We start from the raw sequence: 13,225 nt of genomic DNA, 5'->3' as shown, positions 1-13,225 counted from the left end.
GGATTAAATATTAACTTCCCCAAACGTAGATAGCTGCAAACAAGAATAACCAAACAACATCAACAAAGTGCCAGTACCAAGCAGCTGCCTCAAAACCAAAGTGGTGTTCTTTCGTAAAGTGACCCAATCTTCCTCTCCATAAACAAACAGCAAGAAAGATTGTTCCAACAATTACGTGGAAACCGTGAAAACCTGTTGCCATATAAAATACTGCACCATAAATATGTCCTGAATAATCAAATGTAGCATGATGATATTCGTAAGCCTGTAATAAAGTAAAAAAGAAGCCTAGTGCTACAGTTGCTGTTAATCCTTGAATAAATCCCTTTCTATCGTCTTCTAATAAAGAGTGGTGAGCCCAAGTTACTGTAGTACCTGATAATAATAAAACTAGTGTATTAATTAATGGAATGTCCCATGGATCAAAAGTTTCTATGTCTTGTGGAGGCCAAACATTTCCAACAAACTCATTTGGGAACAAACTTATATCAAAATATGCCCAAAACCATGCAACGAAGAACATAACTTCAGAAGCAATAAATAACGTCATTCCATATCTATGATGGATTTGAACAACTGGAGTATGGTGACCTTGATGTTCAGCTTCAATCACAACATCTCTGAACCACATATAAGCTGCATAAATTACAAGAGCTAATCCCAAATACATTCCCCAAGATACATCATTGTGCATATAAAAAATTGCTCCAATAGCTAGTACTAAGCATGCAAAAGATGTAAATATAGGCCAAGGACTTGGGTCTACTAAGTGATAATCATGTTTTTTTTCAGCTGACATATTTTTTTAATTATGATTGTTTATAATAATCTGTCGAGAAAAAAGTATACGACATAGTTACATCCTGTAAGTTTTTAACTGTTGGATCATTTACCAGTTCTGGGTCCAAATAAAAACTCATAATATAAGTTGCCTTCTCACCTGCCTTAAGTTCCTGTTTTTCGAAGCAAAAACAGCCTAATTTACTATAATATTTACCAAAACTTGCAGGGGAAACATTGAAACTAGCAACTCCATAAGTTGTTTCGTCTCCATAGTTCTCAACCTCAAACTCAATTCTATTTACCTGACCAACCTTAACATCAATGACATTTGATTTAGCCTTAAAATCCCAAGTAAGATTGTTTACATTCGTATCAAATCTTACACTTACAACTTTATCTAAAACTATTTTCGGGGCTTCTTTAGATACCTGAGTTGTTCCTCCAAAGCCAGTTACACGACAAAAAAGATCATATAAGGGCACTGCTGCAAAAGATAATCCTAACATTAAACAAAAAATACCTGCAAGAAGTAATGGAGTTAATGTTTTGCTCTTAATCATATCTGCCTATCAAATACGCCAACATTATATAATGTAAAAACAAACAAAAAAACCATAAAAGCTAAAATTGCTAAAGCAGTAATAATATTTTTTTTCTTTGTTTTTTTATCGGGTGTTATCATAAAATTTTATCTATTAAGAAAAATACAAAAACTAAAAACAAATATAATATTGAGTATCCAAAAATTGTTTTTGCTTTTTTTGCATCAAACTTGTTCTTCTTAAATTTGTAAAGTTCAAAACATAAGTAATTATAATAAATTGTCAAAATTAATGATGGAATTAAAAATACTAGACCAACAAAACCAATTACATATGGGAAAACAATAACTGGAAGCATGATTAATGAATAAACAAATATATTTAATTTTGTGCTTTCAACACCATTAGTCAATGGAAGCATTGGAATATTTGCTTTTTTATAATCATCAGATTTATATAAACTTAGTGCCCAGAAATGTGATGGTGTCCAAAAAAAGATAATTAGAAAGAAAGTTAATGGCTCAAGTGAAAGTGAGTTTGTAGCTATAGTCCAACCAATTACAGGAGGTAATGCTCCTGCAGCGCCTCCAATAACTATATTTTGAGGCGTTTTTCTTTTAAGCCAAACTGTATAAACCAGCACATAAAACAAAATTGTAAATAACAATAAGGCTGCTGAAACTGTATTTGCAAAATAATCTAAAGCAACAACTGAAAATATTGATAAAGCGATACCAAAAATCAAAGCTTGGTTTTTATTTACCTTACCAGTTGGTATAGGTCTTAGACAAGTTCTGGTCATTAATGCATCTAGATCAGACTCGTACCACATATTCAGAGCTCCGGCAGCACCTGCTCCAATAGAAACTAAAATAATTCCAATTATTGCATCTTTTGTTGGAATAATATTTGGCGCCATTAACAATCCAACTGCACAAGTAAAAATTACAAGAGACATTACTCTTGGCTTCATGAGTTTAAACAACTCAGAGAAATTGAAAACGTCTTCCTGACTTAAATTTCTATTTTTTAACTTAGACTTAATCATTTAATTTTAGACAAAAAATCTAAATACTTTTTAAGTAGTAGATTTTTCTGCACTCTCTTCATCTTCAAACTTCGGTAATTCATCAAAAGTATGAAAATTTGGAGGAGACGGTACTGTCCACTCTAAAGTTGTTGCCCCTTCACCCCAAGGGTTTTGAGCAGCAGCTTTTTTCTTATAAAATGCATAAATTAGATTTGCGAAAAATACTCCTAAACCAATTACAGAAATATATGATCCAATTGAAGATATATAATTCCAACCAGCAAATGCATCTGGATAATCTGCATATCTTCTAGGCATCCCCGCTAAACCTAAGAAGTGTTGAGGGAAGAAAATTAAGTTTACACCAATAAATGTTAACCAGAAGTGCAATTGACCTAACCATTCTGAATATTCATAACCACTCATTTTTCCAAACCAGTAATAAAAGCCTGCAAAGATTGCGAACACCGCACCTAAAGATAATACATAGTGAAAGTGAGCTACTACATAGTAAGTATCATGCATTGCTGTATCTACACCTGCATTTGCAAGAACAACACCTGTAACTCCACCGACTGTAAATAAAAATATAAATCCTAAAGCCCAAACCATAGGTGTCTTAAATGATATTGAGCCACCCCACATAGTTGCTATCCAAGAAAATATTTTAATTCCCGTCGGGACGGCAATGATCATCGTCGCTGCTAAGAAATAAGCTTTAGTATCCGTGCTTAAACCAACTGTATACATGTGGTGAGCCCATACAACGAAACCAACTATTCCAATTGCTACCATTGCATATGCCATTCCTAAATATCCGAATACTGGTTTTCTAGAAAATGTTGAAACAATATGACTAATCATTCCAAAACCTGGTAAAATTAAAATATAAACTTCAGGATGACCAAAGAACCAGAATAAGTGTTGGAATAACACTGGGTCTCCACCTGTTTGAGCATCAAAGAATGCAGTTCCAAAATTTCTATCAGTTAATAGCATTGTGATTGCACCTGCTAACACTGGAAGTGATAAAAGTAATAAGAACGCTGTAACTAAAATTGACCAAGCAAATAAAGGCATTTTATGCAATGTCATACCTGGAGTTCTCATGTTTAAAATTGTAGTTATAAAGTTTACCGCTCCTAAAATTGAAGACGCTCCTGCTAAGTGCAAACTTAAAATTGCAAAGTCCATTGCTGGACCAGGCTGTCCTGCTGTAGATGATAAAGGAGGATAGATTGTCCATCCACCACCAACTCCAGTTTGACCTGGGGGGCCATCCATAAATATAGACATGATTAATAAAATAAATGAAGTTGGTAGTAACCAAAATGAAATATTATTCATTCTTGGGAATGCCATATCAGGTGCACCAATCATAATTGGAACAAACCAATTTCCAAAACCACCAATCATTGCTGGCATAACCATAAAGAAGATCATGATTAAACCATGACCAGTAACTAAAACGTTATATAAATGATAGTTTCCACCTAAAATTCCATCACCCGGATGCATCAATTCCATTCTCATTAAAACTGAGAATGCAGTTCCAATCACACCTGCAACAATTGCAAATATAAGGTACATTGTACCTATATCTTTGTGATTAGTTGAATATGCCCAACGTTTCCAACCAGTTGGTGTATGATGATCGTCGTGTGATGCAGTTTGTGTATACATATTATTTACTCGCTAGTTTTTTAAATTGATCTTCTTCATGAATTTCTTTTGCAAATTTTATTTTAGCTCCAGTAAGCCATTCTTGATATTCTTCTTCAGAAACTACTCTTACTGTAATCGGCATAAAAGCATGTTTAATTCCACAAAGCTCAGAACACTGTCCATAATAAGTTCCAACTTCTTCTGCTTTAAACCATGTTTCATTTATTCTTCCAGGAACTGCGTCTCTTTTAACTCCAAAAGATGGTAAAGCCCAAGCGTGTAAAACATCATTTGCGGTAATTAAAACTTTAACTACTTTATTTACTGGAACAACTAATTCATTATCTACAGCTAATAATCTAGGCTGATTTTCTTTTAAATCCTTATCTTCAATCATGTAAGAGTCGAAAATAATATTTTCATCTGGATACTCATATCCCCAGTACCATTGATAACCAATTGCCTTAACTGTTACATCTGCTTTTGGTATTGAGTCTTGTTTATATAAAATTTTAAACGATGGAACTGCCATCACGATTAAAATTAAACATGGAATTAATGTCCATAAAACTTCTACAGCAACATTGTGAGTTCTTTTAGAAGGAACTGGATTTGCTGATGCTCTAAATCTGACACATGCATAGACCATCAAAAATAAAACGAAAACGCTTATCGCAATTATGATTGGTAATAACAATTTGTCATGAAAATTAACTATATCTCTCATAGATTCCGAAGCTGCTTTTTGAAAACCCAATTGCCAATCTTTTGGCTGGTTGGCAAACGCAACTGAAGGAGTTAAAATTGAAATAATTGTTATTAAAATTTTTTTCATTTTTTTACCCTATATAGAACGTCTTCAAAAAAATTACACTTTAGTTTTCGCGACAAAATATCAATTTATGGCGTATTTTATGATCGATATAGCTGAAATTACAGCTGTTTCAGATCTCAATATATTCTCATTAATTTTCAATGGTTGAACTCCGCTAAATTTTAGAATCTTAGCCCTTTCCTCTTCAGAAAAATCTCCTTCTGGACCTATAATTACACATGTAGGTTTATCTGTAACCTTCTTTAAATCTATTTTAGTATTTTTAGAATTTAGATCAGTGAAAATTAAATCAACTTTATTGTTATTTAAAAAACTATCTAATGATTTTGGATCCTCAATATCTGGAACACTAATTCTATTTGATTGTTCGGACGCCTCAATAATTACTTTCTCTAATCGCTCTTTATTAATTTTACGAACAATCGTTCTATCAAATATTATTGGAATAAATTTTGTAACTCCTAACTCAGTTGCTTTTTGTATCATAAAGTTAAAGTAATTTGATTTAATTGGAGAAAATGCCAACCACAATTCTTTTGGATTTTCTTTCTGTCTTAATTGTTTTGTAATATTAAATTCAACAACACCTTTTGAGATATTTAAAATTTTTGCTTCCCATTCTCCACTGCTATTAAATAAAGAAAACATTTCATTTTCTTTAACTCTCATTACTTTGTTTACGTAATGTGATTGAGATTTATCAAGTGTATCAGTTAAATTATTAGATAAACTTTTAGAAAAATATAATCTAATGTTACTCATATTATTAAATTAGTTTATGAAAAATATTAAAGCAATAATTTTTGATGCTTACGGCACTTTATTCGATGTAAATTCAGCAGCAGAAAAATGTAAAGACAAAATTGGTGATAAGTGGGAAGCTTTTGCAAATTATTGGAGAACCACACAACTAGAATATACTTGGCTTAGAAGTTTAATGAAAAGACATAAAAATTTTTGGCAAATCACTGAAGACAGTTTGGATAAATCAATGAGTGTATTTAAAATAGATAATTCAATGAGGGATGAATTATTAAATCTATATAAAATTCTCTCTCCTTTTGAAGAAGTACCAGAAGTGTTAAAATCTTTAAAAGAAAAAAATTTTAAACTAGCAATACTTTCTAACGGTACGCCTTCTTTGTTAAATGAATTAGTACAAAATAATAAATTAGACAATTTATTTGATGATATTTTTTCAATTGAGGAAGTTGGTGTTTTTAAGCCTGACTCCAAAGTTTATGATATACCAGTAAAAAAATATAAAATTGAAAAAAATGAAGTTGCTTTTTTAAGTGCAAATACTTGGGATGTATCTGGAGGAGGAAACTATGGATACAATTCTATATGGGTAAATAGAAATAATAATATCTTTGATAAACTTGATTATTCACCACAAAATGAAATTAAAAACTTAAATGATCTACTTGATATTGCTAAGTAGATAATTATATCAGCTCACATGAAATCAATTGAAGTATCAAAAATTATAGATCCTATTCCAGCTTCGGATGGTGCAGGAGTAAAGTTAAAAAGAAGTATTGGTGTTGAGCCAAATTACTTTGATCCTTTCTTAATGCTAGATGAATTTGGATCTGAAAATAGCGAAGATTATATTGCTGGTTTTCCCCCTCACCCTCATCGAGGAATTGAAACTGTTACTTATATGCTTGCTGGAGATTTTGAACACAAAGATAGCACTGGTGGTGAAGGAAGAATGACTGCAGGTGATGTTCAGTGGATGAAAACAGGAAGTGGAATTATTCATTCAGAAATGCCGGCAATGAAAGAAGGAAGACTTCATGGCTTTCAATTATGGATTAACATGCCTGCTAAATTAAAAATGAGTAAGCCAGAATATATTTATATTGATGCAGATAAAATGAGCGTTCATAAAGATGATGAAAAACAAGTAAAAGTTATTGCTGGTAAATTTGAAAATGCTGAAGGACCTGTAAAAGGTCATAATGTGGAACCAGTTTATTTCGATGTAGAGTTAAATAAAGACAAACAATTTAATTTTAATATTCCATCAACTCACAATACATTTATTTACTTAATTGATGGTGAAATCGAAATTGGTAATGAGAAACATGATAATGTTGAAGATAGTACTTTAATATTATTAACAAAAGGTGAAGAGCTTAAAGTTAAAGCAAAAACAGATGCTAAATTTCTTGTAATATCTGGAAAACCGATAAATGAAGAAATTGCAAGAGGTGGTCCTTTTGTGATGAACACTAAAGCAGAAATCTTGCAAGCAGTACAAGATTATCATAATGGTACATTTGTAAAATAAATTATGAATTCAGTAATAATATCAAAAGCAGGTGGACCAGAAGTTTTAGAATACAAAGAACTTAAACTTGAAGATCCAAAAGCTGATGAAGTAACGATTAAAAATCATGCAATTGGTTTAAATTATATTGATACTTATCACAGATCAGGACTTTATCCATTAACTCTTCCCTCTCCAATTGGTCTTGAGGGAGCTGGAGAGATAACCAAAATTGGCTCAGATGTTAAAGATTTTAAAGTTGGAGATAAAGTTGCCTACTGTGCAGCTCCTCTTGGCGCTTACTCAACTCATAGAAATTATCCAACTAAAAACTTAGTAAAAGTTCCTGATAGTGTTGATTTAGAAACTGCAGCGACTTTAATGACAAAAGGAATAACTACCTTTTATCTTTTGCATAAAACCTATCCAGTTAAATCAGGTGAAGATATTTTATTCCATGCAGCAGCAGGTGGTGTTGGTCAAATATTTGGACAATGGGCTAAAAGTTTAGGATGCAATGTAATTGGTACAGTTGGTTCAGATGAAAAAATAGAAAATGCAAAACAAAATGGCTACGATCATGTGATTAATTATAACAAAGACAATTTTGCTGAAAAAGTAAAAGAGATTACCGAAGGAAAAGGATTGTCTGTAGTTTATGATGGAGTTGGAAAAAATACTTTTGATGGTTCAATTGAATGTTTAAAATTAAGAGGAATGTTGGTTTCTTTTGGAAATGCATCTGGACCTTTAGATCCTGTTAATGTTGCGAAATCAATTCAGCCAAAGGGACTTTATTTAACAAGACCAAGCATTATGCAGTACACTACAACAAGAGAAGAGCTTGATGAAGCTGCGAATAAAGTTTTTGAAATGGCTTCAAGCGGAAAAGTAAAAGTAAAAATTTCAAAAAAATATCATCTAAAAGATATTGCTCAAGCACATAAAGATTTAGAGTCTAGAGTTCTTACTGGTCCAGCAGTTATACTTCCCTAGTTTACATCTACATCCATATCAGACATATGGAGTTTAAGTGCATTCGTTGAAATTTGAATTTCTCTTATAAAAAAAATTATTGATATAATCATAGATAAACAGCATGAGCCAAAAATCACTCTAGCTGCAAATACTTCATCTAAGTAAAGAGCAAATACAGTAAGCATATTAAATAGGAAACCAAAGGAAGCAAATAAAATTGTCCATCTAAGAAGTGTTATTCTTCCACTTAAATTAATAAACTGCTTTTTCCATTCAGGAGGAATATGTTTTTCATAAACATGCTCATCATGAAGCTGACGAATTAAGATACTTAAAGAATGAAATCTATTGCTGTAAACACTCATGAGTAGTGGTATTGCTGGAAACATTAATGCAGTGACTGTGTAATCTATATTCATACGAATCAAATTGATTATGAAACTAGCCTTTGTTATTTACAAGTAAATTATGAACCAACTAAAATTATTTATTGATTTAACGAGACTAAAAAAACCAATTGGTTTTATGTTGTTATTTTGGCCGTGCATTTGGGGACTAACTTTAGTTTATGATTTTAATTCATCTTTAAACAATTATATTTTTTTTGTCTCACTTTTTTTAGCCGGTTCAATTTTAATGAGGTCAGCCGGTTGTATCGTTAATGATATTGTTGATAAAAATTTTGACAAAAAAGTTGAGCGTACAAAAAATAGACCTATAGCTTCTGGTAAAGTATCTGTGAAACTTGCTTTGCTTTACTCAGTTATATTATGCGGGTTAGCATTTCTGGTATTAATAAATTTTAACAATTTTACTATTTACATGGCGCTCGTATCAATGCCATTCGCATTTACATATCCTTTAATGAAAAGGATTACTTATTGGCCTCAATTATTTTTAGGAATTACGTTTAATTATGGTTTGCTTTTAGCATGGATCTCAATTTCAAATGAAATTTCTTTAGTTGCTCTTGTCTTCTATTTTGGAGCCATATTTTGGACACTCGGTTACGACACAATCTATGGATTTCAAGATATTAAAGATGACGAAATAATAGGGGTAAAATCAACTTCAATAAAATTTAAAAATGATCCAAAAAAATTTTTACTATTTTGTTATTTGGTATTTTTTGTCTCGTTAATAATTGTAGGAATAAATATGAATTTTAAATTATTTTATTTTATCTTTTTAATTCTACCTGCATTACACCTTTTAATATTTCAAATAAAAAAATTAAATATTTCTGATACAAAAAATTGTCTATCTAAGTTTAAAAGTAATAATTTATTAGGACTGATTGTGCTAATAAATATTTTTGTTGGAAAACTAATTTAAAATATAAATGAAAAATACTGACATATTTAAGAGACTTTACAATCAATACACAGGTAAATTTATAACTAAAATAGTTTTAGCTGCACTTTTATCAGTAATAGTTGCGATTAGTACTTCTGCAACAGCATGGTTACTAGATCCTGCAATTGAAAAAATTTTTATAAACAAAGATCAAACCCTAATAATATTAATTCCATTTGCAATTATTTTAGCTTTTACAACTAAAGGTATTTCACTTTATTTTGCAAAATTAATTATGATTAATGTGGGTGAAGAGGTGAAAAAAATAATTCAGATAGATATGCTTAAATCTTTTATCAAAGCAGATACAGAAACTATAGAAAATAAGCATTCAGGAAACTATATTTCAAATTTGAATTTTGATGTTCAGCAAATAACTCGGATGTTATCAGATGCATTCCTAAGCTTGTTTAAAGATGGTCTTACATTGATTGGTCTATTAATAGTAATGTTTTATCAAAATTGGAAATTATCTTTAATAGCAATTATTATGATACCTTTGGCTTCTGTAACTGCTAAAGTTCTTGGAAAAAGAATGGGCAAAGTTTCAACTCAAGCACAAGAAAAATCAGGAGATCTAAATAGGTATTTAATTGATTTATTTAAAAATCATAAAATAATAAAAATTTTTCAAAGAGAAGATTTTGAAAAATCTAGATCTGAAATATTTGTCAATAATCTTAAAGAAAAATCAGCAAAAATTGCTGCCGTGTATATTAGATCTACTCCTGTAATGGAGGTTCTAACTGGGATAATGATCGCAGTATTAATTTTTTACTCTGGAAAACTTATAATAAATGAAGAGTTGGGAATTAATAATTTTTTTTCATTTTTAGCGGCAATGATGTTGGCTTATCAACCAGTTAAAACGCTAACAAAAATAAACGTTGCAATCGGTCAGGGATTAGCAGCGGCAAAAAGAATACTGCCAATTGTAGATATGGAAGTTGAGATTGATTCTAACGAAAATAGTAAAAACCTAGAATTAAAATATGGTAATATCTTATTTAATAATATTAATTTTTCTTACAAATCAAATTTCGAAAATAAAGTTTTAAAAAATATATCTGCTGAATTCTCAGGAGGAAAAATGACAGCTTTAGTTGGTCATAGTGGATCAGGAAAGTCAACTTTGCTTAACATGATACCAAGAATTTATTCTCCAAATGAGGGTAATATAGAGATAGATCAACAAGATATTTCAAAAATAAACTTAAATTCTTTAAGAAAAGAAATTTCAATTGTTGACCAAAATGTAACTCTTTTTGATGATACTGTTTTGAATAACATCAAGTATGCAAATCCAGATGCTAGTTTAGAGGAAATTTATGAGGCAGCAGATAATGCTATGTGTAAAGACTTCATTGAAAATTTAGAAAATAAATATGAAACTAGAATAGGAGAAAATGGAATTAAATTATCAGGAGGAGAAAAACAAAGATTATCAATAGCTAGAGCATTTTTAAAAAAAAGTAAGATAATTTTACTTGATGAAGCAACATCATCTCTAGATTCTGAAACAGAGGAAAAAATTCAATCTGCATTAAATAAACTTATTTTGAATAAAACTACTATCGTGATAGCTCACCGATTATCAACTATCCTCAACTCAGATAAAATATATGTTGTTGATCAAGGTAAAATTATAGATTCCGGTAATCATAAAGATCTTTTATCTAGTTCGAGTGTTTATAAAAATTTTTATGAAAGACAAATAAAACAAAATTGATGTTTTTTACATACCGTATATTAACAAATATTTTATTTTTATTATCACCAATAATTTTTATTTTTAGAATTTTTAAAAAAAAAGAAGACTTAAACAGAATTCAAGAAAAATATTGTATTTACCCAAAAAAAAATTTTCAAAATACAATATGGTTTCATGCAGTCAGTGTTGGTGAATTAATGAGTATAATACCTCTTATAATTAAACTAGAAAAAAATAAAAAAGTAAAAAAAATAATTATAACCTCCTCTACAATTAGCTCTTCAAAAATTTTTGAAAAACAAAAATTTAAAAAAACAATTCACAAGTTTTTTCCTTTAGATACTAATTTTTTAACAAAAAAATTTATAAATTTTTGGAAGCCCCAAGTGGCAATTTTTGTAGACTCAGAAATTTGGCCCAATATGATAAGAAATTTAGAAAAAAATCAAATTCCAATAATTTTATTAAATGCAAGATTTACACAATCTAGTTTTAAGAAATGGTTGATTGTGAAAAGTTTTGCAAAAGAAATATTTGCCAAGATTTCAATTGCCCTACCTCAAAACACAGAAACAAAAAAATATCTTAAAATTCTCGGTGTTAAAAAAATTATCACTGTAGGAAATTTAAAATACTACGGTGAAAAAATTCTATTAAATAATAAAAGCTCAAAATTATTTGAGAAATTTAAGAAATTTAAAATTTTTTGTGCAGGTAGCACTCACAATACTGAAGAAATATTAATATCTAAATTACATATCGAATTAAAAAAAAAACTATCTAATTTAATTACAGTTATAATCCCACGACACATCAATCGATCAGAAAATATAATTAATGATTTAAATAAATTTAAACTAAATGTAGTAAAACACTCCACAAATCAAAAAATATCAAAAAAAACTGATATTTATTTAGTTGATACTTTTGGTGAAACAAAGAATTTTTATAATCTTTCTAATATTGCTTTCTTAGGAGGATCAATTGTAAACCATGGGGGACAAAATCCATTAGAGGCAGCCCGATTGGGTAACTATATTATTAATGGACCTAATATAGCTAATTTTACAGAAATATACGACTATTTAAAAATAAAGAAAATATCATATACAACCTCAAGTGTTTTAAAAATGAAAGTTTTCGTTTTGTCAAAAATAAATAAAAAACTACCACTCAGCAAAAGAAAAAAAATTTTTTATAATGGAAATAAAATTTTAGATAATAACTTACGTATTATCGAAAAATATATTCAATGATTTTCATGAAACCAAATTTTTGGAAAACAAAAAATTTTGTCTCTCTTTTGGTATTTCCTTTAACATTAATTACTTTCAGTATTAATTTTTTAAAAAAATTTAATTCCAAAAAACATTTCAAAATAAAGACAATTTGCATAGGAAATTTAAGCGCAGGCGGCACAGGAAAAACATCTTTGGCAGTAGAGTTAAATGAATTACTTAGAGATAAATTTAAAACTGTATTTATTAAAAAGAAATACTCAAATCAAAATGATGAATATAATTTATTAAAAAAGAGAGGCAAAATCATATCATCAAAAAACAGAAAAGATGCATTGAGTATAGCAGAAAAAAACTTTGATTTGGCTATTTTAGATGATGGTTTGCAACAAAAAGATATTGAGTATGATTTAAAAATCGTTTGTATTAATTCTTATGAGGGTTTTGGAAATAATTTTCTTTTACCAGCGGGTCCCTTGAGAGAAAATTCAAACGAATTAAATAATTATGATATTGTTTTTCTTAATGGTTTTAAAAAAAATCAAAAGATAAAACACAAAATAAAAAAAATAAATAAAAATTTAAAAATTTTTAATGCAATATATGAACCTATTAATCTTAAAGAATACAATTTAAAAAATAAATTTTTATCTTTTTGTGGTATAGGAAACCCACATGAATTTGAAAATACGCTTAAGAAATTTAAATTTAAAATAAAAGAAAAACTTATCTTTCCTGATCACTATAGCATATCAGACAAAAAAATAGATAATATAAAGGATATTGCTAATAAAAATAATTTAAAAATA

Annotated in this window: 14 protein-coding genes; 7 read left to right on the top strand and 7 right to left on the bottom strand. The window is 29.4% G+C overall.

Annotated elements, in window-relative coordinates:
- Window positions 1-10 precede the first annotated feature (10 nt).
- The 6 genes from ACTTAY_RS06250 to ACTTAY_RS06225 form a co-directional block, all read right to left on the bottom strand.
- Window positions 11-799, bottom strand: a complete 789-nt coding sequence (locus ACTTAY_RS06250) for a cytochrome c oxidase subunit 3 (protein ID WP_075506420.1) — start codon at window positions 797-799, stop codon at window positions 11-13.
- Window positions 800-809: 10 nt separating this feature from the next.
- On the bottom strand, window positions 810-1,343 hold the full coding sequence (locus ACTTAY_RS06245) for a cytochrome c oxidase assembly protein (protein WP_440672774.1): 534 nt from the start codon (window positions 1,341-1,343) through the stop codon (window positions 810-812).
- Between the two features lie 118 nt (window positions 1,344-1,461).
- Complete coding sequence (gene cyoE / locus ACTTAY_RS06240; RefSeq protein ID WP_440672773.1) at window positions 1,462-2,373, bottom strand: heme o synthase; 912 nt, start codon at window positions 2,371-2,373, stop codon at window positions 1,462-1,464.
- A gap of 30 nt (window positions 2,374-2,403) precedes the next feature.
- On the bottom strand, window positions 2,404-4,038 hold the full coding sequence (gene ctaD / locus ACTTAY_RS06235; RefSeq protein ID WP_075506423.1) for a cytochrome c oxidase subunit I: 1,635 nt from the start codon (window positions 4,036-4,038) through the stop codon (window positions 2,404-2,406).
- 1 nt (window position 4,039) lies between these two features.
- Window positions 4,040-4,855 carry a cytochrome c oxidase subunit II gene (gene coxB, locus ACTTAY_RS06230; protein ID WP_440672772.1) on the bottom strand — a complete coding sequence of 272 codons (816 nt, stop codon included), beginning with the start codon at window positions 4,853-4,855 and terminating at the stop codon, window positions 4,040-4,042.
- A 60-nt stretch (window positions 4,856-4,915) separates the two neighbouring features.
- Window positions 4,916-5,617, bottom strand: a complete 702-nt coding sequence (locus ACTTAY_RS06225; RefSeq protein WP_440672771.1) for an RsmE family RNA methyltransferase — start codon at window positions 5,615-5,617, stop codon at window positions 4,916-4,918.
- Between the two features lie 16 nt (window positions 5,618-5,633).
- Between ACTTAY_RS06225 and ACTTAY_RS06220 the strand changes: the two genes are divergently transcribed.
- The 3 genes from ACTTAY_RS06220 to ACTTAY_RS06210 are packed head-to-tail and all read left to right on the top strand — an operon-like array spanning window position 5,634 to window position 8,129.
- Entirely contained in the window at window positions 5,634-6,299 is a 666-nt protein-coding gene (locus ACTTAY_RS06220) for a haloacid dehalogenase type II (RefSeq protein WP_440672770.1), read from the top strand.
- Window positions 6,300-6,317: 18 nt separating this feature from the next.
- Entirely contained in the window at window positions 6,318-7,154 is an 837-nt protein-coding gene (locus ACTTAY_RS06215; RefSeq protein WP_440672769.1) for a pirin family protein, read from the top strand.
- A 3-nt stretch (window positions 7,155-7,157) separates the two neighbouring features.
- Window positions 7,158-8,129, top strand: a complete 972-nt coding sequence (locus ACTTAY_RS06210) for a quinone oxidoreductase family protein (RefSeq protein WP_440672768.1) — start codon at window positions 7,158-7,160, stop codon at window positions 8,127-8,129.
- Here the strand turns inward: ACTTAY_RS06210 and ACTTAY_RS06205 are convergent.
- Window positions 8,126-8,530, bottom strand: a complete 405-nt coding sequence (locus ACTTAY_RS06205) for a DUF2721 domain-containing protein (RefSeq protein WP_075506429.1) — start codon at window positions 8,528-8,530, stop codon at window positions 8,126-8,128. The two genes, ACTTAY_RS06210 and ACTTAY_RS06205, sit on opposite strands and share 4 nt — an antisense overlap.
- A 49-nt stretch (window positions 8,531-8,579) precedes the next feature.
- Between ACTTAY_RS06205 and ubiA the strand changes: the two genes are divergently transcribed.
- From ubiA to lpxK, 4 genes are all read left to right on the top strand, one after another.
- Window positions 8,580-9,446, top strand: a complete 867-nt coding sequence (ubiA, locus tag ACTTAY_RS06200) for a 4-hydroxybenzoate octaprenyltransferase (protein ID WP_440672767.1) — start codon at window positions 8,580-8,582, stop codon at window positions 9,444-9,446.
- A gap of 7 nt (window positions 9,447-9,453) precedes the next feature.
- Window positions 9,454-11,196, top strand: coding sequence for an ABC transporter ATP-binding protein (locus ACTTAY_RS06195; RefSeq protein WP_440672766.1), 1,743 nt, complete (start codon window positions 9,454-9,456; stop codon window positions 11,194-11,196).
- The gene (locus ACTTAY_RS06190; RefSeq protein ID WP_440672765.1) at window positions 11,196-12,434 is read left to right on the top strand and encodes a 3-deoxy-D-manno-octulosonic acid transferase; all 1,239 of its coding nucleotides are present in this window, start codon (window positions 11,196-11,198) and stop codon (window positions 12,432-12,434) included. Before ACTTAY_RS06195 ends, ACTTAY_RS06190 begins: the two co-directional genes overlap by 1 nt.
- Window positions 12,435-12,439: 5 nt before the next feature.
- Window positions 12,440-13,225: tetraacyldisaccharide 4'-kinase (lpxK, locus tag ACTTAY_RS06185; protein ID WP_440672764.1), on the top strand; the 786-nt coding region annotated here is incomplete at its 3' end.

The organism is Candidatus Pelagibacter sp. HIMB1715 (assembly GCF_052047595.1).
In the GTDB taxonomy this organism is placed as follows: Bacteria; Pseudomonadota; Alphaproteobacteria; order Pelagibacterales; family Pelagibacteraceae; genus Pelagibacter.
The sequence above is the reverse complement of the archived record's forward strand: the minus strand, read 5'-3'. Positions and strand labels throughout refer to the sequence as shown.